Raw genomic sequence first — 24,768 nt, forward strand, 5'->3', positions numbered from 1 at the left:
TTTGGGCTGTGCGGCCAACACTAAGAATTTATGTTGGGAGACGGCTTCTAACCATGATCAATCGCCAACTCCCACAAAAATCTCAATCCGATCGACGTTCCCGCTAGCATCCAGTACAGCAATTTGGTGCTTACCACTTCCCGGAAGTAGTGCCAGGTTTTCGTTTCCGAGGGTTTCGCCCTTGGGCTCACCGTTTAGGAACCAATAGCGCTTTCTCTGTCCGCCAATCGCGCTCAGAGTTAAACGCGGAAGTGGGGCATTTTTGCCGGTAGGTCGATACTGGTTACCATCTCCAGCTCCGATAATCTTTAGTGGAGTCCCTGTTGTTGCAGTCGGGGTGTAACACTCGGGAGCCGTCGGAGGAATTTGTTGGGCCCGGGTTTGGTTTGCGGGTAGCCAGGATTCCAGTTCTTTTGGCCAAAGGGCTAGGCTATGCCTTTGAGTAGTAGAGTCCATACAACTGGGCTTTACCCGCATACCTTGCCGGTTTGCAAAGAAACTGAAGGTTTGTGCTGCCCGCAGAGGCTCACCTTGCGGCGATAGTGTTCTGGGTGTGCGCCCTTGGATTAACCAGGCGTTGTGTTGCAGATGGCAGTGGCTGGTTTGTGTGAGCGTCTTCTGGCCACCAAGCGGCCAACAAATAGTCTCTTGAGTTACTGAGTCTGGCTTTTTCAGGTGCTGTTGTTTGTTGTCTGGTAATGCGGCGACAACTGCGTTCAATAGAGGTGTGGCACTAATGGAGCCATAGTAACCGGGTAGGGGAGTGCCATCCGGTCGGCCTACCCAAATGCCGACGGTGTAGCCCGGAGTTACGCCAATCGCCCAGGCATCCCGATAGCCGTAGCTGGTGCCTGTTTTCCAGGCGATATCTGCCTTGTTTTGTCGCACCAGATTGCGCCAACGACGAGAACCTCCGCGATTGGAAGCGAGCATTTCAAATGTAATCCAAGCCGCCTCAGAAGACATCAGATGCCTTTCACGTACCGGCTCCTCGGGTAAATAGCGGGGAGCTGCAGTCTGGCCTCCCCGTGCCAGTGCGGCATAAATGCCTGCCAGCTGGTCAAGACGAGCACCTACGCCCCCCAAAATCATGGCCAAGTTGGGTCTACCGCCACTGGGAAACTCTAGTGCTAGTCCGGCATTTTCCAGGGCTGTGGCCAATCGACCGGGGCCGTAATGTTCCAGTAGCTGAACTGCAGGAACATTGAGAGATTTCTGAAGGGCGGCAGTGGCGGTGACAGGGCCGGCGAAGCCTCGATGGAAATTTTCAGGGCGGTAATCGCCGTAGATGCGGGGCGCATCGCTGAGCAGGGAGGCGCTGTGGATCAGGTCCTCATCAATGGCAAGTCCGTACAAAAAGGGCTTGAGCGTAGAGCCCGGTGAGCGCACAGCCCTGGCCATATCCACATAGCCATAGCGGCGTCCGTTACCAAAATGAGAAGCTCCCACGTAGGCACGCACGGATAAATCGGAGTTCTCCAAAACTACAACAGCTGCAGATGTTTTGGCTGGATAGCTATCCATATGATCGCGTAGAAAATCTTCCAATCCGCGCTGGATGTTGCCGTCGATTGTGGTGCGGATAACTTCTTGATCGCTGATGGTATTCACCAGCCTGCGGGCTAGGTGCGGGGCGTTTTGTGGGAATTCCAAGCGTTCCGCATAGACCTGCTCAAGTTGAGCGCGCTCAACATCCTCTGCGCTCCAGACGGTAAATGACCGCAGTCTATCCAGAACTTTGTCCCGGGCTTTTTGTGCCTTAAGAGGATGCCGATCTGGCCGGAGGCGACTCGGAGCCTGAGGCAGTACAGCTAGAAGTGCAGCTTCCGCATGGGTAAGGTCGGAGGCTGATTTACGCAGGTATAGACGGCTGGCTGCTTCCACGCCTTCAATATTGCCGCCGTAAGGTGCGAGGTTCAGGTATAGATCGAGAATTTCATTCTTGCTGAAGTGCCACTCCAATTGCAATGCACGCAATATCTGCTTGGTTTTGCCCGGCAGAGTTTTGCGGTGTGGGTCCAGTAGTCGCGCTACCTGCATGGTGAGAGTGGAACCGCCGGAAACGACTCGTCCATTGCGAAGGTATTGGAGTGAAGCTCGCAATAGGGCGAGCGGGTTTACGCCTGGGTGACGGTAGAAGTGTCGGTCTTCGTAGGTGAGAAGAGCTTCGATAAAGCGCGGCGATACATTTTCCCGAGATATTGGGTATCTCCAAACTCCGCGACTGTCGGCAAAGAAACGTAGTGGTTTACCGTAACGATCTGCAACGACCCGTGCAAAATCTTGAGTTTCGGGAAGAGGTGGAGGGAAAGCAAAGTCGAGCAGTAGCAGTACCGCTGTGAGGGCGGCGGGCGCAAGCAGCAGTGTGCGAACTCTGCGACTGCTGCTTTGCCAGGCTCTCCGGATAGTGGCCAACAGCTTCACTGTTTACCGATTACCCGCATTTGCGTTAGGGGATTTTCACCGATAGCGAAGCGTTCCGGTTTGTACATATCCTCTACGTAGGGTGGGGGCACCTGATAGTTGCCGGGGGTTACTGCGCGGGCAATATAGAAGAGATTGGTGGTTTTGTATCTCAGCTGATCCAGTGCCGCCACAAAGCGGTCATCGCGATATTCAGTGTGTTGGATATTGTCCTGGGTGTCCTGCCACTGGGCAATACTTTTGCCATCGAACTGGAGTTCATCCACTTTGACACTGTCGGCCAGATTTTGATTCTCCAGCTCAAAACCTGCGGGCAATAGGTCCACTGCAAGTAGGTCGGGCAGGCGTTGGTCCGCATCAATTTGCAAACGCACCAGGTAAAGCTCACCCTCTCGAACTTGGTTGGGAATGACTTCCGTGCCATCCAAATTGTGGTAGCTGCGTTTGATTCTGACACCTTTATCCATCACCGGCTCAGGTGACTTCTTGCTGTAACCATTGATGGTAATTGCTGAATAGAGCTTTTCTATCTGTGCAGTTACCTCAAGTGCGCTGGCGGCTTCGCGCCCGCGGAATAATGCGCTGTGCGGGTTATCGCTATTGAGCTCGCGCAAGCCATTAATACTGGCCAAAGTCGCGGACCAGTTTGCGCTGCTATTGAGTTGCAACTGTGCTCCAGCCATAAACACACTATTGCGCTCCTGGGTGCTGAGGTATTGGCGACCGTGGAGAAGATCGGCCAGCTCGAACACCAGGGATTCCGTTTTATCACCTGCGAAATTGTGCTCTAGGAGCAGGGAGATCATTTGGGCCGTATCCCGTAGGTCTGACCCATAATCGCCATAGTAGCTGCGGCGTTTGCGCTCGATTTTAAGCGCTTTTTGCAGGGCCTCCTGGGCCAGGGTGGCATCGCCCATGGTGTGCAAAGCGATTGCCATATGCAGATTTGGCAAGGGAGATTGGGTCAGGCTAGAGCCGCTTTCATAAAGGGTACGCAGTTGCCCGAGAGACACTTTCTGTACTCGTGAGAGCACATAGGCAGCGTAAGCTCTTGAGGCATAAGCATAGAAATCGGGACTATAGCTATAGCGTTGCTGATAGAAAGTACCGCGCTCACGGGCGTAATCCTGCAGGCGCTTGAGTGCGGATTCCAGGCGGTTATCGTCAAATACGATTCCCTGGTCCCGGGCCCGCAATAGAAGATCGACTACATAGGCGGTTAGCCACTGGCTTTCGGAAGACTCGGAATTCCATAGGCCAAAGCTGCCGTTCCCTTTTTGCATGCTGAAAATGCGTTCAATACCTGCGTCGATACGCTCGGCCCGCTCATTCTCATCCAGAGGTTCAAGGCCCAGTTTTTGCTGTCGCTGCGGCGTTGCCATGACTAGCGGGAAGGTCCGGCTGGAGGTTTGTTCCAGGCAGCCGTAAGGATATTGCAGGAGGTTGGATAGGTGATCCTGTAACTGCAGTTGCGGTCGGCTGTCCAGGGATACCAGGGTTTGAACAGTTCCAGGCATTAGGGAATCCAGGAAGCTGCTATCGGCACTGAAGCTCTCGCCCTGGGACAGGAGTCTGCGCTGGTTGCGTGTGGTTGCCGGCCAAGCGGGGCGCACGCCCAGGCGCCACTGCTGTTCGATATCGATATTATTTCCATCTTTATCGACGGCACCCTGCACGACCAGTTTGAACTCCGCATCTCCGGTGGCATCTTTGGCGGTGATAGGGAAGCGCAAAGTTTTGCGTTCACCATCCGCCAGTTCCAGCATCCGCTCACCCATTTCCAAATCTACCGCGCCCACTGATTGCATATTTACAGTGAGTTTCTGGGAGCGGCCACTTAAGTTATTGAGGTCAAGGGCCAGTGTGCTGCTATCACCAGGGGCCATAAAGCGAGGCAAGGCGGCTTGGGTGACAACCGGTGAGGCGACTGTTACTTCTCCGTCGGTGCTACCGAATCGGTCTTTGCTGAAAGAAACCGCCATCAGGCGCAGCTGTCCGTTAAACTCCGGTAGTTGTAGCGCGACCTTTGCTTGGCCCTGAGTATCAAATTCAACGGGTCCTGAGAATAAAGATACTATTTGAACGTCGGAGTTGGGCTCGTCGCCGCCTCGGGCCAGTTCCGCATCGCCGCCAAAACGTTGCTCCACCAGTTTGCCACTGTTGGATTCAATAATGCGATGATAAATATCCCTTACATCCACACCGTAACGGCGCTGGCCAAAAAAGGCCTCGAAGGGATCCGGGGTTTCGAAGCGGGTGATATTAAGTACACCGACATCGACGGCGGCCAGGGTAGCCCAGGCTTTGTCTCCGTTTTGTTCGATAGAATTTTCGTTGGCAGAAATGGTAACTTCAATTTCCGAGCCGGGCAGGGCACTCGTGGGCGCTTCAAGTGAAATGGGCAGGTGCCGAGGATCGCGATCCAGGGGCAGATGGGCGAGACCAAAAGCGCGATTGGGGGCGATACGCTCATTCTTGTCCGCAGGGCGCAGAGCCGTAACAGAAATATAGGTGTCGTGGCGATCCCACTCAGGAGAGATTGGGATTTCGATATTGGTGCCCGACTTTTCTACAGGTAGTCGTTTGGACCACAATAGTTGGTCGCTCTCCACCAACACCAACGCCTCTCCGTCAGCGGGCGGTACTATGGTGAGTTGCGCCAGATCTCCAGAAGAGTACCTAGGTTTATCCAGTGATAGGGCCACGGTATCCGGACGCGCAGCCTGGCCTTTGGCTACTTGATCCTTACGCCACCAGTAATACCAGTCCCGGCCGGCGTGGAAGCGTAAGCTGCTGGTTGCTCCCGTATTGGTATCAGTGACTTCTAAGCGGTAGTGGCCGTGTTCCACTGGGACTGTGAGCTTCAGGGGCTGCTCTTCGGTGAATTGGAGCTGGCGACTGAAAGTTTCAAATTCAGCACTTGAGTATTCATAGTGCCAGCCCCGATTTGCAGAGTACTCCCAAAAGTACTGGCGGTCTTCGGAAATTAACACCGCTTTGAGATCCCGCCCGATAACAGGCTCGCCCTGTGCGTCGGCAACCACTATTTCAAATTCAGGCCTGCTGTTGGCCGATGGGTTTTCCTCTCCAAAATTTGGGCGAATACCTACCACCGGGTGTGTGGGCCATACCAGGACTGGATGTTGGCGAGTTACCGGGCGGCCGCCGGATTCGAACAGGCTGGAAACCAAGTTGATTTTCAGCGGGCTCTTAGCTCGTTTCCAACGGGAGCGCAAGGTCAGATTGCTCAACCCTTCCTCATTGAGTTCAATCGTAGGCGCATGAAACTGTCGCGTGGGCAAAGATTCATTAGTGTTCCCAAATAAGAACCCTTTCCACTGGGGGAAGGGCTCGCGATAGTGGCTAATTTGCACCAGAGTTTCCAGGCGGTTCTTTGCCGCTGGCGCACCATAGAGATAACTACCTTCTACTTGAAGTTCGAAAGATTCTTTGTGGCCCTCTACCAGACTGCGCTCTTCACCGTCTTGCAAAACCAGCTTCATTCGCTCTGGCAAGAATTCTTCTACCTTAAATGGATATTTCACTTTGCGCCCATCGGCTAGCTCAACATCCAGGCGCCAGTCACCGGTAGGTGCATTTTGTGGAAGTGGGATAAGCTTTTCGTAGTATCCGGGCGCGCTGGCGTGCCATGTGAATGCGCGCGCGCTGGTATTGTCCGGCTTTATGAGTTCTGCCTTGATCGGCAGGTCTTTGATATAGCGACCATCATAATTGCGCAGCAGCCCGCTCACCTGGATCGATTCATTGGGGCGATACAGATCTCGCGGGCCATACATGAAAAACTCCATCGGTCTCGAAGGGCGCTGGCCCAACTGAAAATCCGAAAGGTCCAATGCAGGTTCACGTAGGTCGAGTATGGAGAAGTGACCGGTATCAGGATCTCTTGCGATGAAGAAGCGCTGTGAGTCTTCCTGCTCCTGCGTCAGAGCAAAGCGCACCTGGCCGTCTTGGTCGGTTGTGTATTGCTGGATTAACTCCCCTTTGTTGTTGAGCAGCTCAACCTCAATGCCCTTAAGAGCCTGCCCTTCATCCAGAGATGAAACATAGAGGTCAACACTGTTTGGATAGTACCGCGCATGAAGGCCTAAGTTGGAGATGGAGAAGTGGGTGACATCATAGAGATTAGTGTCATACACGCCTGCCGGCTGCATAACTGCGACATAGATTCCTGGTTGTTGCAGGGGCTTTATATGCCCGATAGAGAGGTCGAAATCTCGCTGGACGTATTTCTCCTTGGTGAGATCGAACTGGGCACTATAGACAAAATCGGCCACTTGATTGAGGGACTTTAAGCGATAGTAGTATTTAAGTGACTGGCTTTTGATCAGCCTGAAGAACTCGGAATAATGCTCAGGTTTCACTCTATGGAAGTGAATCTGTGCAGCCTCAACACTGACTGCAGTAACAGGTAGGCCGGGAGTTACCGTCGCGGGAAAAATACTTCCATTGCTGGCAAAGCTGATACTGGGCTCAATCCGTCGGGTGCGAATCCTCTCCTGTTTCTCTTCCTGTAACTCCAAGCCGTTTTCGCCGGGCAGACCCGGGAGCACGGTGAGTTTATAGCGAGTATCTGGTTCAATATGAAGAAAATAGAGAATTTTCTGGTTATCGGAGAGAACCCAACCACCATCTACACGCTCGCCATCGTCACGGGATAGATTCAAGTAGGAGCCAAAATGGGCATTGCCCAGTAAAGGTTCAGAAAAGATAACAGCGATGGCCCGTGCATCTTTAAACGTCCGCTCCCCAACATGGAGGACCTTTAGAAAGTGATCCCCGGAGATTTGAGTACTGGCACTGGCTGTGACTTGTGCAGGGGTAGCATCATTCTCTGTCAGCTCAGTAGAATTAGTTTTAGAAGTGCGCTGAACTTCATCAGCTTTCGGGCTTATTTTACTAGAAGAGGCCGCTTCTTTTTTATGCACTTTCTCAGTGGGGCTGAGAGCTTGTGCCTGGTTGTTACCCTCTTCAAGGCTCCCGCCTTCCGCAAGCTTGGGGGTGTCAGCGAGTTTCTTCTCTGACTTTTCTTGTGAGCAAGCCATAGCAATAAGACAAAGAAGAATGACCGCAATCCAGCGTGGTGAGCGGTGAAGGGACATGGGTATTTCCTTATAGAATCCATTTAGCGACGCACAATTTAGTCCGTCTTTAAATATGTCTCAAGTTTCCTCCATGGTTTCCGTGCTCGGTATCTATTCCTGATGCAAGTGTGTACCAATAGTGAGGTGGGGATTACTGATGGCTGGAAAATAAATTTATAGAATGATGGGATGGCAATTAGGTGGCTTAGGGAGTAAGCGACCTTCCTGTTCTATGGTGCCAGGTTGAGGCGTGTAGTTTATTCGATAATCACTAGTTCAATTGAATCTAGCCGAAATAACGTTGTATCACTACACCTATGTTGGCTTCTTTTTACGTTTAAATAGCTTAATCCAGAAGATCCCTTCAAAGATAATGCCAAGAGCAAGGAAGATTACTCCTCCCACAGGGACTCCGAAAGCGTAGCAGGCAATTGCCGCAAATAAAAATAGCAGTGCGGTGGCAATTCTTTTCACTTTGATATTCCTTTGTTATGCCTCAGTTCTAGCCTAAGCTTGTCCTACTACAAAGACTATACTGAATACCGGACTTAAACCCAACATAAATAATACCCAAGCATAGAGCTGTGGAACAAAAAGCTAACGGCAGATAGAGTTTGTGATGGCCATGCCTGACCCTGTAAATCGTCACCACTATCAGCGAACTTAAGGCCAAAAGTGCTGATAAGCCTAGAGCCATCAAGATGACTTGAACTTCGGTAACACCACCATTTCCGGCAACTAGCGTCGGTTCTAAATACTTTGGGCCGCTTTGCCTGGCAGCTGTTACAGCGGAGACACTTTTGGCTAGAAGTAGTTCGTTATCATTAAGCCCTCGCCAGTACTCCATAATGGAAATAAGAGTTGCTATTGAACTTGCTATAAGACAAAGGCTGATTTTTGAAGCGGTAGCCATGATGCTTGAAGCTGGGGGCATACAGAATGTCTTATTTTGTCTTTCTATTGAGTTTGTTTTGCCAGAATGTGGCTAGTAAGCAGGCAGTGAATGTAGGTATGAAAACGACTGAAGCTTGAAACATCAATATAGAGGCCTGGAGCTTCAGAATTTCACCTTCACCAAAAGAGTTATCGTAAATGTAATGTGCAGCCAGAGTGTAACTTAGGCTGACTAATATAGAAGTAATCAGTGATCTTAGAATCATTGTTTTAGTTAACTATGATAACTCAGCTTGGATGGTCTTTAAGGGTAAACTAAACCTGTATAAGATTTCTAAGGAAATTGTTAATGGATTCTTGTAGTTCATAATCCTCTGTACTGACAGAATAGATACGTGCTTTATGGGCAAATTTCAAGGCTTTATCTTGATTGTTTAGTCTCAAAAAACATTCAGCCATTTCCAGGGCAATTGAAGCTGAATACAAAGGGAGATCTAATTTTATGGAGCAGTTAAGTCCCTGGGTGTATGCCTGTATTGCATCCTCACAGCTTTCTGAAAAATCACCCAGAGCCTCCCACTGTAGGGGATGGTCTAGCTCGCCTCCGGCATATTTTGCGCATAGTCTCTCTAGCGAGTTGAGGGAGTCTTGGCACCCAGCTTTATCCCCAGAGGCGGATTTATTGACTATCTCAAGTGCGAGTCCATGTACATCATCGTAAAGTGGTGTAATCATTTAGAAATTATACCCTAGAGCTGAAACATAAAAAATATCGATATAACATTGGGTACTTATTGGCAAGACGAGTCTTCTGTAGATCGTTGCCAGATATTAGAGGTTTCGACTTCGCAAGTTTAAGCACGTACTCACCAAGCGGTGACTGGTATTGCTGTGAAGAGATCACAGATAGCGGCCGAGGTTTTTTATGAAGAGCCTCAGACCAGCTAGTCACCCTTACTCTTTCATATGTACTATCTTACTGTTAGGTGGGGTTATTTGAGGTAGCCTGTGAAAGTACTGATTGTTGGGGCTGGGCCCACGGGCCTTACAACAGCGGTCGAGCTTGCTCGGCGAGGGCTACTGCCAAGAATTGTGGACCGCCGGGATAGCGCGTCAACCCTTAGTCGAGCAGTGGGAGTTACTTCTCGCAGCCTTGAGTTGCTTTCTCACTCTGGCGTTTCTGAAAAGTTGATTGCTGAGGGGATCGCTGTTCAGAGCGCATGCATTTACCTAAATACGCATTTAGCACTAGAGTTCCCCCTTCATTCCGATCGGACTTATTTCCCCGCCATTCTTGGACTTCCTCAAGACAGAACTGAAGCTCTCATGGCTCAGGTTTTATTTGGTATGGGAGTCGAAGTTGAATATAGGAAAGAACTCAAAACCCTTACCGAGGAAAAGAGTGGGGTAGTGGCTTTTTTTGATAATGGTGAAGAGGAGCAATTTGACCTGGTCGTAGGAGCGGATGGTATTCGCAGTACTGTTCGTGAAGCTGCAGGTATCAGTTATCCTGGATTTGACTTGGAAGAAGTGTGGTCAATCGCGGATGTTGATACAGGGGATTGGCCTCCTAAAAGAAAGTTTACCTTGGTCAAAATGGAATCTGGCGTGGTCGCTGTTGCCGTGCCATTGGGAGAAGGCCGACACCGTCTGGTAGCTAGCTGTGATAATGCAATTAAAGCATTTCCGATGGCGGTGGATGTTAAGAGGGTTCGGCGGGAGGGAACCTTTAAAATCTCAATTCGGCAAGCGGAAACTTACTCAAAGGGCAGGATACATCTAGCTGGGGATGCTGCCCATTGCCACTCTCCGGTTGGAGGTCGTGGTATGAACCTTGGGATAGCTGATGCAGCCGAATTGGCAAAACGGATCACTGAGGGGCAGCTCCTAGGCTACTCTGATTTGCGCCACCAAGAAGATAAAAAGGTTATTGAGGTTACTGAGCGTGGCCGGAAAATGATCACTGGACAATCCCTGAAAGCAAGATTTGAATTTCGAGCGTTAATCGCTGCCGCCAGTTCTATTCCTGCGGTGCGGAGAAAACTGGGGCAGTTTGCGGTAGAACTTTAGGGGCATTCCAACCTATTTTTTTAGTTTTACAGCTGTACCAAAAACAAGAATTTCTGAGGAGCCATCCATAATTGCACTTGTAGTAAAACGAATTCCTACCACGGCATCAGCGCCTTTTTGCCGGGCACTGTCACTCAATCTTTGAAAAGCTTTGTTTCTCGCTTCGGTCAGCATTTCCGTATAGCCTCGTATCTCTCCACCGACAATACTCTTAATACCTGCCATTAAGTCACGGCCGATATGTTTTGATTGAACAACGTTGCCCGTAACGATATCCAGCACCTCCGATATTTCTCTTCCTGGTACTGTTTCTGTAGTTGAAAAAATCATATCATTCCCTTAATTATAATTACCTATATTTTTGGCTCTATTGGTGATCTTACCCTAACCTGGATCCGTTATGCGAATATATTTAATTGTTTGATGGTGGTCGAATGTTTGTTTTTAGCTATTGTGTCTTTTCTGGATTTTAGCTTTAATCTTACATTAAATGAGGTAGGGTTCCGGGGTGAAAAGTGTAATGATCATACAATCCAGTAATTGCTACAGTTTTCTCGATCGTAAGTTGTCCACTTTTATTTTGGGTATAAATTGGGAGGGAGATCAGTGCCCTCAATAAAGTCTCGGCTACTCAATGTAATAGCCCTTGCTGCGCAAAAGCGCGCAGTTATGACCTTAGATTAGAGAAAATTTGGTAAAATTTAGGTTAAAAATCCCTAGTGGGGTTAATGTGGGTACATAAAAGTTGCTTAAAATGTACTCCCTCATGATGTGCTTATTTCATGCTTTCTCCTTTCTTAAGGGGAGTAAGCACTGCCAATAACCAACATCTATCCACTGGTTAAATTTTCGGCCGACTTCTCTGAAATGAGCAACTTTTTCCATTCCAAACTTCTCATGAAGTGCTACGCTGCCTGCATTTGGTAGAGCTATGCCGCAGATTACTGCGTGGACATTGAGTTCACTTAACTGTTTAAACAGTTCATTATAGAGCTTCGAGCCCCAGCCTTTAGAAGAATAGTTTGTGTCCAAGTACACGGTAGCCTCCACCGAATACTGGTAAGCACAGCGTCCTTTCCATTTACTGGCATAACAATAGCCAATTAAACGGCCCTCATTCTCAGCAACTAACCAGGGAAGATTGTTTTTTGAGCATTCTTCGACTCGGTCGGCGATAATTTCTGCAGAAACTGGCTCTACCTCAAAAGTGATACAGGTATTCTCCACATAGTAATTGTAGATTTTAGCAATCCCAGCAGAGTCAGAAGCTTTAACTGCTCGTATCATACTGTTGTCTCTCCCTATGGTTGATAGCATTGGCCAGAGATTGGTGGTGAACTGACTAGCCAGATACCCGCTGGCTGGCTCTGTAAAGCTTTATTAATGCTTACTTTTCTTTTTACTATTTAGCGACTTTTCCATGGCTTTTGATTCTTCTAGTGTACGAACGGACCAATCTATTCGCTGTTGATCAGAAACTATATCAGAATCAATGTTATAAAGGCTCCAGTTTCCAGAGTCATCCTTAACAAACTGAGTGCCGTACCACTGTGGCCGACCAAGATTCATCATTAAGCGATCCCAAGTGGCCGCTTTTAGCCAATTAGCTTTATTCTTATCCTCTATCAGGGTTGCTGCAATAGTGGCAAGAGCATGGGCCAGTCTTATATCTTCTGACTTATTACCATGCTGGAAGATAAGTGCTGCATGATAGTAATCCTTTGACGTTCTAATATGCCCATTCTCAAGCATTTTTAAGACTTTTATCCGCCGGGTTTTGTCTTCATGATTTAGTGATTTCCAGTCAATGTCACGGTGGGGGGCAATGCGCGCGCTTTGGTCTTGGGTGAATAAATCAGTGAGCAGTTTATTTTCCTGTGCAACCTTCTCCTTTGGTATTTCATGTATTGTTACTTCATTACTAGCAATAGAATATTGGGCCGAAATGCAATATAGAATAGTAATGGCTTTTGTCGTTAAGTGTCTCATACTCAAATGTTGGGTCTCGCTTTTCGTGCGTGAAGTGTAAGATAAATGTTGTGAAATTTTGCAAGTTTCATCGCTAAAGGGCTGCTATAGCTTCTATTTCTACTAGTAAATCTGGATGTATTAGTTTTGAAACTTCCACCAATGAACAAGCGGGTAAACTTTCTTCGTAAAATTGAAAAAGTAGCTCTCGAATGGATGTTAAACTGCCAATATCGCGAACAAAGATTGTTAGTTTGACTAAATTATTTTTTACCAGTCCCTCGCAATCAAGGATTATTGAAAGCTGGGAAAGTATTTCAGTAGTCTGAGCAATCAAACTAGAAGATTGTACTTCGGTTTCATACGCTGTAAGGCCAGATATGTATAGGGTGTTGTTGTGCTTTGTTGCGTGTACATAAGGGCCTGCAGCTTGGGGAAGGTCTTGGTAGTTTATCCTTTCGATCATTCTATCTACTTTTGTGCTCTGTAATTGGGTGATTTACTAAATTAAAACAGGAAGATTCCAGTCTTAGTTATTACTACTAGTGGCTAGTGTGTCGGCATTGCTACTATGATTAGCTCTCATTACCCTAGTAGTTTACTTTAATCCGATAGTGTAGAAAGTAAGAAAGGGTTGTTCTGGTGTATTTTTAGGAATTTTAGATATTCATTCCCAACATTTTCAGGAGCCTCCCACTGGGGATAATGCCCAATCGTTCCCAGCTCAACAATATCTGCTGGACGATCAATCACTTGACGAAATCGATCCACCATATGCTTCCCTGAAACTGGGTCCAGTGAGCCATTGATTAGCAATAGGGGGCCGGGGTATCGCTTTAGGGCGTCGACCCAGCGCTGACGATGTTGGCGCCTGTCGCGCATATAGCTGATTAGTTTATAGAGGAGCCGGTTACCATTCTTATATTGGAGAATTTGCCACAAGTCTCGCAATTCTCTGTCAGAGGGTTGTGTGTCGGGTCCGAAAATGGCGCTGAAGCTGCGGCAAAACTGCCGGTAATTCATCAGTTTGTTGATCAGGAAGCCTGCGGGAGAGAGCAGCAGTTTTTGTACGAAACGCGCTTGATGAGTTTCTGGAAATAGACCGCCATTCAGTAGGCATGCTGAGGTATACCTCGTGGTACCACCGCTATTGGCTCTGGCGAGTAACTCCTGGGCAACGGTATCCCCATAGTCATGGGCCAGCAGGTGGACCTTGTTGATGTTTAAATGTTGAAGAAGGGCTTCATGTAAATCAGCTTGCCCGTGGATACTGTAGTTATGCTGCTTGGGTTTGTCTGAGTAACCGAATCCCAGCATATCCATAGCAATACAGCGATAGTCCGCTGTCAGTTGGGCCCATACCTTTTGCCAGTCAAAACTACTGGTTGGAAAACCGTGAATCAAAAGCAGTACTGGTTTATGTCGGCAGCTTGGGTTGCTATCGACATAGAAGAGTTGGTGGTTTTGATAATCAAAAATCCTTCCGTTTGATAACCACTGCTGAGGCTGCATTGGCTGTTCCATTTCTTATTGTTGTATTTGCTGTAAAGATTGCACGATGAGCGCGCAACCTCAAGCAGCGGCTACAGGTGGAAAGTAATTATCCTGTTCCTTGCAATGCGTAAATCGCGGGCTTGTTGATTATCTTCCATACTGAAAGCAGGGTCACCGAGGCGGTTAGGCCGATAATAAGCAATGGTGGTAGCAGCCAGCCCCATAGGCTGGTTTCAATACTGAACTCGCTTTGCTCAAGCCAAAGCGCCAGAGGGACTAGGACCAAAGTCGCTACAGCGATACCGATAACGACGGGAATCAGGCTATCGATCAGGGTGTGATAGAAAATCGTCGCTGGGCGGGCGCCGATTGCCATGCGCACGCCAAGCTCAGTACGCCGCAGTTGTACACTGTAACTGAGCACTCCAAAGATACCGATGGCAGCGAGGCTAAGTGCCAGTAATGTCAGGGCGGTGGTTACCCAAACTGAGACCCGGTCATTGCTTAGGAGTAGGTCTCGCGCCTGCTCCAGGGTGAATAGCTCAGAAACTTTGTACTGCCTGTTTACTTCGGCAAACTCCCGATTAATCTCTGTGGTGCTGAGCGGTTGGTGAGACTTATGTCTAAGTACGAGTAGGGGATAGCTCACGTTGATACCGCGCACAAATAAGCGGGCGGGTTCCTTTTTGCCGGGCAGGCTTGCGTTGCGTACTACACCGACCACTTGGTAGGGCAAGTCACCTCGCCAGTAGTAGCGATTGCCTAATACTTCTCCATCCGGCTCCAGTTGCTGGGCCAGGGTTTCGTTGACGAGCATCATGTGATTGTTATCGGAAAACTCAGCCGCATTGATATGGCGGCCAGCTACCAGTGGCATACGCAAAATGGAAAGGTAGTTTTCGTCGACAACTGTGGTCTTGGCCATCACCGGGTTTTGTCGGCTGGCATCATGACTCAGGGATGTGGTCCAAAGTGGCCGGCTGATAGAGATAGGAGTGTTTAGGCTCAGGCTGGCATTTTGTACTTTAGGGTGCTCCAGCAATCTCTGCCTGATGGCCTTCAGGTAACTCTCCCGTTCGGCAGTGGGGGCGCTCCTAAGATTGCCGATATTCAGAGTCATCACTTGAACGTTGTCCAAGGGGAAGCCAAAGGGCTGGTTAATCAGTCGGTTAGCTTGCAGGAAAATCTGCAAGCTGGCGACGATAAGCAAACTGGTCATCGCCACTTGGCTGCTGATAAGGACTTTGCGGATCAGTGGTGAAATTTGTACACCGGAGCCTTTGCCGCTGCTCTGCAACATTTGATTCAGTGCGCGGTAATTAACCTGTCGACTGACTATGGCTGAGAAGAACAGGGCGAGAAGTGAGGCACACAACAGTGCAAAAACCAGTGTCTGCCAGTTTAAGGTGAGCTCTTGAATGCGAGGAATCTGTTCCGTAGCCATCACCTTTAATACTTCCGTCGATCCCAGGGCTAAAAGTAGAGAAAGTAATGCAGCCCCTAACATAAGTAGGCCGATTTCACATAGCAGGGCCAAAAAGATATGTTTTTTGTGTGCGCCCAACGCGACCTGTATCGCCATATTGCGTTGTTGTTTGGCTGCGCGAGAAAGAATCAGGTTGGTAACATTGGCGCAAGCAATTAACAGAAGTACCAGTGTGCCGCCCATAATCATTAGGGTTCGCGTGGCGCTGTCACCAAGGATTTTATTGGCGAAGGGGGTGAGTCGGTATTCAACGGACCTTTCTACCGAAGAGGATCTCCCGGCTAGGGCCGCTTGATACTGGGCATCCATTAATGTGCTCAATTCATGCCCCGCACTGGCGGGGTCAATGCCCGGCTTCAGCTTTCCTGTGAGCATGCGGAAAGGCAGGAAGCCTCTCCAATTATTTCTGCGCTCTACTTGTGTATCGTTAAAGTCCCAGGGCAGCCAGACCGCCGTTTGCCGGCCCTGCTTATAGATTTGGGGTTCAATGAAGTCTTTGGCGGTGACGCCGACAATGCGAAAGTCCACCTCCCCAAATTGCAGGCTTTGCTCCAAGACATTTGGGTTGCGCCGGAACATCTGCTCCCAGGTTTGATAGCTGATAACCGCCACAGGGACTCGGCTGTCGAGCCCTTCATCGGCATTGAATTGTCTGCCCAGGGCCAGGGGTGCTCCAGCCAGCTGGAGATATTCCGGAGAGACATAGGAAACATTAATCCGTGGTGATCCGGATAAATTGCGAACCACATCTTCCCAGAAGTACACCAGGGCGCTGGACTCGAAGAAACTATCGTTCTTATAGATTTCAACCAGGGCAGGGTATTGGCTGTTGTTTTCCAGCCGCAGCTGCTTGTTCTGGTAGAGATTACCATTCACGACATACAGCCGATCTTCGTCCGGGTAGGGTAGGGGTGCGGCTAACAGTTGGTAGTTGAGATTAAATAGTGTTACCAGGGCGCCGAGAGTGATACCCAGGGTCAGAATAATAGTGGTGGCGTAGCTCCGCGCCCGATTGAGGGACTGGAGGGCAATGGACAGGTCCTTTGTGGTGATCATAGGGCCATCTCATGGGGCTCTAGTATGGGCTGCGGCGTTGAGATTTTTCCATCCAGCAGATGCAATTGACGGCTGGCCATATCTGCATAGCGAGGGTCATGGGTCACCATGCACAGGGTGGTACCTTCACTATTGAGCTGCCGCAGCATTTTCATTACCGCATCGCCATTGTGGGAATCCAGGTTGCCGGTGGGCTCGTCCACCAGTAGCAGGGATGGATTGCCAACTAGCGCGCGGGCTATGGCGATTCGCTGCTGTTGGCCACCGGATAACTGATTAGGTTTGTGAGAGGCCCGGTGACTCATCCCCACCTTCTCCAGGCAGTGTTTCACTTTTTTGTCGGCTTCAGACTTGGAAATCGGATTGCGTCGGTATCGCAGGGGCAGGGCGATATTGTCGTAGACAGAGAGTTCGTCAATCAGGTTAAAGGACTGGAAGATAAAGCCTACTTTCTCGTTACGAATTGTTGCCGCCTCACTTAGCGTCAATTGAGCGACTTCAGTGCCTTCAATCTCATAGCTGCCGCTGGTGGGGAGGTCCAGCAGGCCGAGAATCGAGAGAAGTGTGGATTTACCGCAACCCGAGGGGCCGCAGATAGAAACAAATTCCCCCGAGTAAATACTCAGGTCAACGCCCCGCAGGGCGTGAGTTTCCATTTCTTCGGTGCTGAACACCTTAGTGATCCCGGCCATATGAAGGATTGGCTTGGACATAGCGAACTCCCTGTTCTCGCTTTGGGTTTCAGGCTTTAGTCAATAATCTGGATATGCTCAGCTTCATTAAAATTGGCCATATCCGAGAGGATGATGCGGTCCGCTTCATTGACGCCTTGGGTGATCTGGATGTATCGGCCCGACTCCTCGCCGAAGCTGATGGGCTGGAGTGCCGCTTCCTCCCCGTTTTCGTTAATCAGGAAGAGGTTGGTCTCACTGTGCCTTTGCACATTGATAGGTCTCTCGACGAACAGTGTATCTTCCATCGTGGCGGTGAAGATCCGGGCATCGACATTGAGTTGTGGCCTGGCAGACTCTGGGGCGCCTGCGCTAAAAGCAATTTCCACTTCAATATTGCCGTCCCGAACCTCAGGAGTAATACGGGTTACCACGCCCTCGACTTTTTCTCTGCGGGTATCAATTTCAGCGGGCTGGCCAACCTCCAGTTGCTCTGCTTTGGATTGTGGTACTTGAACCAAAGCGAGAAGATCAGTCTCGCTGCCGATCAGTGCCAACTCCTGCCCGGGATCGACACCTTGCCCCAGCTCTACTGGCAGCCGTTGTAGTATGCCGTCCAGGCCGGCGCGTACGGTCAGTCGATCTGTTCGTTGCTGGATACTTTGCAATTGGGTTTGGGCTTGGTTGATTTGCTCGCGCTGGATTAACTCTGATTCGACGGCGACTTTGCGCAGGTGGTTGATACGCTGTTTTTGCAGGTCCACACGTTTTTTCATCTGTTCCTGGCGTAAGACGGTGGTTTGGTAGGTGAGTTGGGAAACCACCCCGCTTTTTACCAGCTCGTCCTCAGCTTCGCGACGCAACTTGATCACTTGGTAATTGGAGTTTAGCTCCGCGAGTATGGCTTCCTCCGCGAGCACATCGCGCTGGTTGTTCAGAACAAGCCGGCGCAGATTAGCTTCCTCTTGTTCCAGGGAGGTTTCGGCTGCATCCAGGTCGCGCATTAACTCTGGATTACTCAGCTGCATAATGATGCTATCACTTTGTACTTCTGCACCGGGACGCAACATGATTTTTTCAACATTCGCTGCGGTTAGTGCAGTAATTAAAGTCTGCTTGTCTGAACGCAGCCTACCGTAGCCATCTACCACAACCTGCAGGTCTCCCCGTTGGACGGTACCCAACATCAGCTGTTCCCGCTCAACCTTATAGGCGCTGTCAGGAAGTAACAGGAGGGTGCTGGTAAATGCCACAAAAGCAAGAGCAGCACCACCTAGCATTAAAGGGTGCTTAATCAGGGGGCGTTTCTTAGGTTTAATAATATCCATATTGCGGCGTTTCCTTGGTTAAGCAATCGTTGCACGCTTTTCTACTGTGAAACCTTGATGCGGGGGCGAGTTAGAGGTGGAAAATCATAACTATTTAAAACGGGTGTATTCCTGTTGGAACTCCGAGGTAGGGCGGATTTTTATCTTGTAATTAGTACTGTCGAGCATATTTTTGTGATCAAAACTCAGGGCTTTAAAAGGGTTTTAGGTGAGGCTGAAAATGCAGGAAAATTGGTACAAGAACCAGTTGCTTGCGGTGAATGGTGGGGAAATACAGGACGATTTGAATATTATGAGGTGGGCAGTCACTTAAGAAGTTTAACGATGACCCAATGAATTTTGATGATAGGTTCACAAGTAAAATTGTGGAAATGTAGCGGGAATAAAGGTGTCGTGGCTTAGTGAATCCGGTAGATTGTCTAAACCACTACATCTTTAACAAAATATATTTGCAAAACGAAGAGCTTGATAAGCCATAGTGCAAATTACAGGCCGAGGGTTATCCCAGAGCTTTGACCAATAGCGCCTGTTGAAGTTGATCGTCATCAACCCCCTCTGGTCGGGGTATTTGCACGATATGCCCGGATCCCGGAGCTACATCGATCGCTTTGCCTTCCGTATTCTCCATTTGCTCCAAAGGGAAGAACAAGCTACCGCTGGGAGTCATTAACTCCAATTGATCACCGCGTTCAAAGCGATTTTTTACATCAATCGTCAAATACTCAGGACTGCCGTCAATAAGCTCGCCTACGAACTGTTGGCCCGGAGTTGATATCAACCCCTTTTCATATTGCTGGTATTCTGTTGGTGGATGGCGACGGTAGAAACCTTCCGTGTAGCCCCTGTTCGAGAGGGTCTCCAATTCGTCCATCATCTTCATGTCAAAGTCTTTTCCTGCCGCAGCATCGTCTATAGCGCGACGATAGATCTGAGCAGTACGAGCCACATAGTAGTGGGATTTAGTGCGACCTTCGATTTTTAAAGAGTGAACGCCCATTTCCGTGAGGCGCTTGACATGCTGTACGGCCCGCAGATCTTTGGAGTTCATGATGTAGGTACCGTGCTCATCTTCGTAGGCCGGCATATATTCTCCAGGGCGACCTTCTTCCTGTAGTAAAAAGGCCTGAGAAGTACTGTCACTGGCGGAGGTGGGTTGCTTGGTGGGTTGCTTGGTGGGTTGCTTGGTGGGTTCCTGGGTTTGCACATGAATCAACTCGCCAACTTCATTCTCTTTGGCTTCATGAGCTTGGTATTGCCAGCGGCAGGAGTTGGTGCAGGCGCCCTGGTTGGCATCTCTATGGGTCATATAACCGGATAGCAAGCAGCGCCCGGAATAGGCGATACAGAGCGCACCGTGGACAAAGACTTCCAACTCCATCTCGGGCACTTTCTGGCGAATTTCTTCAATCTCATCCAGGGACAGTTCCCGGGAAAGTATCACCCGAGATAACCCCTGGCGATGCCAGAACTTTACGGTCGCGTAGTTTACCGCATTGGCCTGTACGGATAGGTGGACTGGCAGATCAGGCCAGCGCTCCCTTACCATCATTATCAGGCCTGGATCGGACATAATCAGGGCGTCAGGCCCCATTTCGACAATTTCTTCCAGGTCCCGCAGGTAACTGCGAACTTTGTCGTTGTGAGCGGCGATATTAGAGGCGATATAGAACTGTTTTCCCTGCTGGTGTGCTTCTTCTATGCCTAGGCGCAGGGTTTCAATATTTTTAAATTCATTATTGCGCACACGCAAGCTGTAGCGGGGTTGGCCGGCATAAACGGCATCGGCTCCATAGGCAAACGCATATCGCATATTTTTTAAAGTCCCTGCGGGGGACAGTAACTCAGGTTTAAACACGGAAAAACTCATAGTGGAATAGTCGGACGCGGCCGCATGTTAACGGTATTTAAGATCGCGCTAATTGATATAAATCAATTAGCGCTGGGGTGGGGGTGATAAGCTGTTATGGAGGGAATCTATGCTGTTACTCTAGCCGAATAATAGACCTCTAACCTCTGATTTTTGCTGTTTACTTTTTAGTTCTGCAGGACCTGCTGATAACCCTGTGTGTATACCCAGTCATTATTCTTGGCAGGCAAATGACATCCAAAACAGTTGTTAAGCCCGGTGCCTTTCCAGGTTTCAGTTTCACTTTTGGCTATTCCTGGCTTAAATAAAGCCCATCCCCAGCCTTCGGCCCAAGCCGGGTTTTCTGGGAAGCGGTTGTTATCGTCTTTTACCATCATAAAAGTGAATTGAAGGTCTGAAGAGTAATAAGCCAACCCTGTGGTTAAGGGCTCCGATTGGGTGCTATTAACATCCTTTACCAAAACTGTCCCATCGGGAAACTTCCCCTTTTTGCGATACCCTTCTACTGCCTCGGGTTGGGTATAAACATTATGAGTATCCCATCCATCGCCACTCGAGGACTTTACCTGATAGGAGCCCAGGAAGACCCATTCCCGGCGGTAATTATCCGGCAAAGTAATATTCCCCTGGCTATCAACCATGCTTTTATAGGTTGAATTGAGGTTTTCATCGGCCTTTGCAGAAATACCCAATACGAGTGTCAGAACTAAAGAGGTAAATAAGTAGGCGCTGCGCATAATCCTTTTCCATTGCTGTTGATGTGGGAGAGCTATACCCGGGTTTCAGCTGCTGGAAAGTATATGAAGGCGGGAAGGGTAAAACTGTCAGCTGGCTGACACTGGCGCATATATTTGGTTCTCTGCCAGGCCTTTTAACGCGGTTTGATCGAGAAGGCAGATATATTGGCGCGTATAGTCGATAACTCCATCAGACTTCCACTGTTTAAGCTGTTGGCTGACTGTTTGCCTGCTGCCACCGGCCATGGCGGCCAATTCGGACTGGGTCAACTTGATGTCTAGTTGATGTCCATGGCCACAGGGTTGTCCGCGGTAATTAAATAGTTGTGCTAACAGGTTGGCCAACCGGACCGGTAAGGGGGCGGTGATGTGGAGGAAAAGACGTTGCTGAAGCTGAGATTCCCTTGTGGCTAGTTGTTGCAATAGACCACCGTGGGTCTGTGATTGGCGCTCCATCATGGCGTTTAGATGTTGAATGGATGTAACTTCCAGTTCACTGCCGGATTTGGCGCTTGCTTGAGTGTCCAGGTTTTTCCCAGTTAGACCTGGTCCAAACCATGATCCGGGCCCATAGAGATCGACAATGGCTAGGTTGCCGCAGTAGTCCACTTTTTGGATAAGGACGTAGCCGGCATGAATAAAATAAATCTGGGGACCAGAATCCCCTTGTCGGAATAATACCGTTTCTTTGAGGAATCGAAGTTTTTTTATTGGGCCGCTAGTTCGTTGCAAGTGGGTTGATTCCTGTTTTTAGAGATTCCTAACAATATAGAATTCTTCGGTCGTTTGTTTAACTATCTGAAGTTTAGGAAGCAGCTAATCTTACTCCATCTGTTTTTCCCTCCGACAATTTCACGGGCTATTCAATCATGATTGCTGACCCCGCTCCGAATATCCGCCCCGATTACGATCAGGTGATACAGGATATCGCAGATTATGTGCTTCATTTCAAAGTGGGTTCCAGTGATGCTTGGGAAACAGCACGGTTAAGCCTGATGGACTCCTTGGGGTGTGCCTTTCTGGCGTTGAGTTTCCCTGAATGTACAAAGTTATTAGGACCCTGGGTGGAGGGGGCATGGGTGCCGAATGGGGCCCGGGTACCTGGCACCCGGTTTCGCTTGGACCCGATAAAAGCGTCATGGGACATCGGCTGTACGATTCGATGGCTCGATTACAACGACACTTGGTTGGCGGCTGAATGGGGGCATCCCTCTGACAATCTTGGGGCAATATTGGCCGTTTGTGACCACCTGTCGCAAGGGCGATTAGTTAAAGGAGGAAGCCCAATAAAAATGGGCGCGGTACTCGAAGCAATGGTCAAAGCCTACGAGATTCAAGGTGTCTTGGCATTGTCTAACAGCTTTAATCGGGTTGGGCTCGATCATGTACTACTGGTGCGGGTTGCTTCTGCCGCTGTGGCTGCCTGGCTTAAAGGTGCTGGGCGGGAGGAAGTAATGGCGGCGGTGTCTCAGGCGTGGGCGGATGGTGGAGCATTGCGGACCTATAGGCATTCCCCGAATACTGGATCACGCAAGTCCTGGGCTGCAGGTGATGCCAGTTCCCGCGGGGTTCGCTTGGCTGATTTGGCGATAAGTGGAGAAATGGGGGTGCCCGGAGTACTTACGGCAAAGCAATGGGGTTTTTATGATGTCCTGTTTAGCAAGACAAATGCTGAGCAGCAACTGAAACCACCATCAGAACGCAATTTTCAGTTCCCCAGAAGTTTTGGCTCCTATGTCATGGAGAATATCCTGTTCAAAATTTCTTATCCGGCTGAGTTTCACGGTCAAACAGCTTGTGAGGCGGCAATCATTTTACATCCACAGGTTGCAGAGCGTATCGATAATATTACTAAAGTAGTGGTGACCACACACGAATCAGCCCTTCGCATCATCACTAAATCAGGTCCATTAAATAATCCGGCAGATCGGGATCACTGTTTGCAATATATTGTTGCTGTGGCGCTTATTTTTGGTGACATACAGCCAGGTTTTTATGAAGACGGTTTTCATCGCGATCACAAAGAGATCGATATCTTGCGGGACAAGATTGAAGTGATAGAAGATAAAGGTTACTCAAAAGATTATTTAGACCCAGATAAGCGTTCTATAGCCAGTGCGGTACAAGTATTTTTTAAAAGTGGTGACGCATCAGAAAAGATTGAAGTTGAATATCCGATGGGGCACCGCCGTCGCCGACGGGAGGGGGTTCCGTTATTGGAAGATAAGTTCCGTAGTAATTTAGCTACGCGATTCCCTCAAGGGCGGGCTAACAAAATATTTGCAGCTATTAATGATCTTCAAGGGTTAAAGCAGTTGTCAGTTAATCGCTTTATGGATCTATTGGTTATTTAGAAAACCTTTTAGGAAATTCCAGAGTGAAAAAGGCAGCCAAAGGCCGCCTTTTTCACTGCTCAATCTTCCCTATGCGACAGAATCGCACTTCCCAAATTGGATCGCCGCACCTCAGGAATGATTAAAACTTGTATTCAACACCAACACCGGCATAGCTGCGATCGTAGTCGTCGTCAGCAGTTTCGTCGGTGTAGAAGCCGAAAATTTTGGCTGCACTGTTGAACTTGTAGTCTGCGCCCAGGCTGAAAGTTTCACCGCCTTCTTCTTTGATATCAGACTGGCCGTATTGGGCTTTCAGTGTCCACTGGTCCAGTTTGTAAGCAACAGAGCTCATCCAGCCATCAACAGTTTCGCCGTCGTCAGCGTCTTGTTCTTCGAACAGCGCACCTACCTGTACGGGGCCGATGTTGTACTGGGCTACGAAACGATGAACATCAACGTCCTGATCTTCAACGTCCTGGTCCATAGCGTAGGCCAGGTAAACACCGTTGTTGTCGTAGGCGACAGACATGGATACGCCGTTGTTGCGCTCTTTACCAGTTACGTCGTCAATAACTTCTTCTTTGTTGCTGATAAAAGCAGCGGAAGCTTTGAAGCCACCGAAAGAAGGGGTAGTGTACTGAAGCGCATCTTCTTCGCGGTTATCGCTGTTGGTGATCAGGCTCTTGATGTCGCCTTCCAGATCGTTGAACAGGTCAACTTTTTTCTGGGCAACTTTCAGGGGAGTATCGAACTTACCAGCGATGACCTGGCCGAAGCCGCCTTCCAGACCTGCGTAGATGTTGCGCTGGGAGAAAGTATCGTCAGCGTCACCGTCCATATCTACTTCGTATTCCATACGGTAGATACCTTTAACGCCTTCAGTCAGGGCTATTTCGCCCTTAACGCCCAGGCGGGAAGCGTTGCTCTGAACGTCAGTGACGGAATCGTCACCTTCGTCAGCTGCCTGGAAAGTGACATTGGCTTTGCCGTAAAAGTCGAGTACATCGCCTTCATCTTGGGCGTTGGCCAGAGCAGGTACCATGGCAACGATGGCCAGAGAGAGAGCGGTCTTATTCATAATCGTCTCGCACAGTTTATGGTTTTGGGTTGAAAGGTGCCTTCCGTGTCGTCCTAGTTGGCTGCCTTTCGATTTGGTGCGGATTCTGCGTTTTGAATATTACAAACATGTTAAAAATGGCATTTTTCTTAAAAATATGTGACCGACCGGTGCTATGAATGGCAGGTAAGCTAGTTATAGTAAGGTTTTAGGCGCCTGAAGCGGCGGGCCGCAATCATCGTTGATTTAAGTAGAGGTGGTCAATAGTTGAACAAAAA

20 protein-coding genes are annotated in these 24,768 nt (G+C 49.1%); 4 read left to right on the plus strand and 16 right to left on the minus strand.

All coding sequences use genetic code 11. The annotated features are described in order from the left end of the window. Positions 1 to 57: 57 nt before the first annotated feature. The 3 genes from pbpC to ACJJII_RS16915 all read right to left on the minus strand — a co-directional run bounded on the left by pbpC (position 58) and on the right by ACJJII_RS16915 (position 8,000). The gene (gene pbpC / locus ACJJII_RS16905) at positions 58 to 2,424 is read right to left on the minus strand and encodes a penicillin-binding protein 1C (RefSeq protein WP_444917040.1); all 2,367 of its coding nucleotides are present in this window, start codon (positions 2,422 to 2,424) and stop codon (positions 58 to 60) included. After that, a complete protein-coding gene (locus ACJJII_RS16910) occupies positions 2,421 to 7,544 on the minus strand; it encodes an alpha-2-macroglobulin family protein (RefSeq protein ID WP_444917041.1) in 5,124 nt (1,707 codons plus the stop codon). Before ACJJII_RS16910 ends, pbpC begins: the two co-directional genes overlap by 4 nt. Positions 7,545 to 7,841: 297 nt before the next feature. Next, positions 7,842 to 8,000 carry a hypothetical protein gene (locus ACJJII_RS16915; protein ID WP_282932647.1) on the minus strand — a complete coding sequence of 53 codons (159 nt, stop codon included), beginning with the start codon at positions 7,998 to 8,000 and terminating at the stop codon, positions 7,842 to 7,844. Between the two features lie 374 nt (positions 8,001 to 8,374). Here ACJJII_RS16915 and ACJJII_RS16920 point away from each other — a divergent pair, with 374 nt between their 5' ends. Continuing rightward, positions 8,375 to 8,515, plus strand: a complete 141-nt coding sequence (locus ACJJII_RS16920) for a hypothetical protein (protein WP_444917042.1) — start codon at positions 8,375 to 8,377, stop codon at positions 8,513 to 8,515. A gap of 220 nt (positions 8,516 to 8,735) precedes the next feature. Here the strand turns inward: ACJJII_RS16920 and ACJJII_RS16925 are convergent, their stop codons facing one another. Further along, complete coding sequence (locus ACJJII_RS16925; protein ID WP_413665652.1) at positions 8,736 to 9,155, minus strand: hypothetical protein; 420 nt, start codon at positions 9,153 to 9,155, stop codon at positions 8,736 to 8,738. Positions 9,156 to 9,428: 273 nt separating this feature from the next. Between ACJJII_RS16925 and ACJJII_RS16930 the strand changes: the two genes are divergently transcribed. Continuing rightward, positions 9,429 to 10,490 carry an FAD-dependent oxidoreductase gene (locus ACJJII_RS16930; RefSeq protein WP_413665653.1) on the plus strand — a complete coding sequence of 354 codons (1,062 nt, stop codon included), beginning with the start codon at positions 9,429 to 9,431 and terminating at the stop codon, positions 10,488 to 10,490. A gap of 12 nt (positions 10,491 to 10,502) precedes the next feature. Here ACJJII_RS16930 and ACJJII_RS16935 read toward each other — a convergent pair whose 3' ends face one another. From ACJJII_RS16935 to ACJJII_RS16970, 8 genes are all read right to left on the minus strand, one after another. After that, on the minus strand, positions 10,503 to 10,820 hold the full coding sequence (locus ACJJII_RS16935; protein ID WP_413665654.1) for a heavy metal-binding domain-containing protein: 318 nt from the start codon (positions 10,818 to 10,820) through the stop codon (positions 10,503 to 10,505). A gap of 450 nt (positions 10,821 to 11,270) precedes the next feature. Then, entirely contained in the window at positions 11,271 to 11,777 is a 507-nt protein-coding gene (locus tag ACJJII_RS16940; protein ID WP_444917043.1) for an arsinothricin resistance N-acetyltransferase ArsN1 family B, read from the minus strand. 93 nt (positions 11,778 to 11,870) lie between these two features. Beyond that, complete coding sequence (locus tag ACJJII_RS16945) at positions 11,871 to 12,479, minus strand: hypothetical protein (protein ID WP_444917044.1); 609 nt, start codon at positions 12,477 to 12,479, stop codon at positions 11,871 to 11,873. A gap of 73 nt (positions 12,480 to 12,552) precedes the next feature. Beyond that, positions 12,553 to 12,924, minus strand: a complete 372-nt coding sequence (locus tag ACJJII_RS16950; RefSeq protein WP_444897162.1) for a RidA family protein — start codon at positions 12,922 to 12,924, stop codon at positions 12,553 to 12,555. Between the two features lie 137 nt (positions 12,925 to 13,061). Next, positions 13,062 to 13,970: an alpha/beta fold hydrolase gene (locus ACJJII_RS16955; RefSeq protein WP_444917045.1), complete on the minus strand. Its 909-nt coding sequence runs from the start codon at positions 13,968 to 13,970 to the stop codon at positions 13,062 to 13,064. 88 nt (positions 13,971 to 14,058) lie between these two features. Beyond that, the gene (locus ACJJII_RS16960; RefSeq protein ID WP_444917046.1) at positions 14,059 to 16,494 is read right to left on the minus strand and encodes an ABC transporter permease; all 2,436 of its coding nucleotides are present in this window, start codon (positions 16,492 to 16,494) and stop codon (positions 14,059 to 14,061) included. Further along, positions 16,491 to 17,207, minus strand: a complete 717-nt coding sequence (locus tag ACJJII_RS16965; RefSeq protein WP_444917047.1) for an ABC transporter ATP-binding protein — start codon at positions 17,205 to 17,207, stop codon at positions 16,491 to 16,493. Before ACJJII_RS16965 ends, ACJJII_RS16960 begins: the two co-directional genes overlap by 4 nt. 35 nt (positions 17,208 to 17,242) lie before the next feature. Beyond that, a complete protein-coding gene (locus ACJJII_RS16970; protein ID WP_444917048.1) occupies positions 17,243 to 18,493 on the minus strand; it encodes an efflux RND transporter periplasmic adaptor subunit in 1,251 nt (416 codons plus the stop codon). 174 nt (positions 18,494 to 18,667) lie between these two features. On the opposite strand from ACJJII_RS16970, the gene ACJJII_RS16975 reads away from it, so the two are divergent. Then, positions 18,668 to 18,829: a hypothetical protein gene (locus tag ACJJII_RS16975; protein ID WP_444917049.1), complete on the plus strand. Its 162-nt coding sequence runs from the start codon at positions 18,668 to 18,670 to the stop codon at positions 18,827 to 18,829. A 163-nt stretch (positions 18,830 to 18,992) separates the two neighbouring features. On the opposite strand, the gene trhP is transcribed toward ACJJII_RS16975, so the two are convergent. From trhP to ACJJII_RS16990, 3 genes are all read right to left on the minus strand, one after another. After that, positions 18,993 to 20,303: a prephenate-dependent tRNA uridine(34) hydroxylase TrhP gene (gene trhP / locus ACJJII_RS16980; protein ID WP_444919282.1), complete on the minus strand. Its 1,311-nt coding sequence runs from the start codon at positions 20,301 to 20,303 to the stop codon at positions 18,993 to 18,995. A gap of 224 nt (positions 20,304 to 20,527) precedes the next feature. Beyond that, positions 20,528 to 21,097, minus strand: a complete 570-nt coding sequence (locus ACJJII_RS16985; RefSeq protein WP_413665663.1) for a cytochrome P460 family protein — start codon at positions 21,095 to 21,097, stop codon at positions 20,528 to 20,530. Between the two features lie 87 nt (positions 21,098 to 21,184). Continuing rightward, positions 21,185 to 21,829, minus strand: a complete 645-nt coding sequence (locus ACJJII_RS16990) for a Crp/Fnr family transcriptional regulator (RefSeq protein WP_444917050.1) — start codon at positions 21,827 to 21,829, stop codon at positions 21,185 to 21,187. 137 nt (positions 21,830 to 21,966) lie between these two features. Here ACJJII_RS16990 and ACJJII_RS16995 point away from each other — a divergent pair, with 137 nt between their 5' ends. Next, positions 21,967 to 23,451, plus strand: coding sequence for a bifunctional 2-methylcitrate dehydratase/aconitate hydratase (locus tag ACJJII_RS16995; protein ID WP_444917051.1), 1,485 nt, complete (start codon positions 21,967 to 21,969; stop codon positions 23,449 to 23,451). Positions 23,452 to 23,572: 121 nt separating this feature from the next. Here ACJJII_RS16995 and ACJJII_RS17000 read toward each other — a convergent pair whose 3' ends face one another. Continuing rightward, a complete protein-coding gene (locus ACJJII_RS17000; RefSeq protein WP_444917052.1) occupies positions 23,573 to 24,511 on the minus strand; it encodes a porin in 939 nt (312 codons plus the stop codon). Positions 24,512 to 24,768: the final 257 nt, after the last annotated feature.

Source organism: Microbulbifer maximicatervae (SeqCode), from assembly GCF_052467825.1.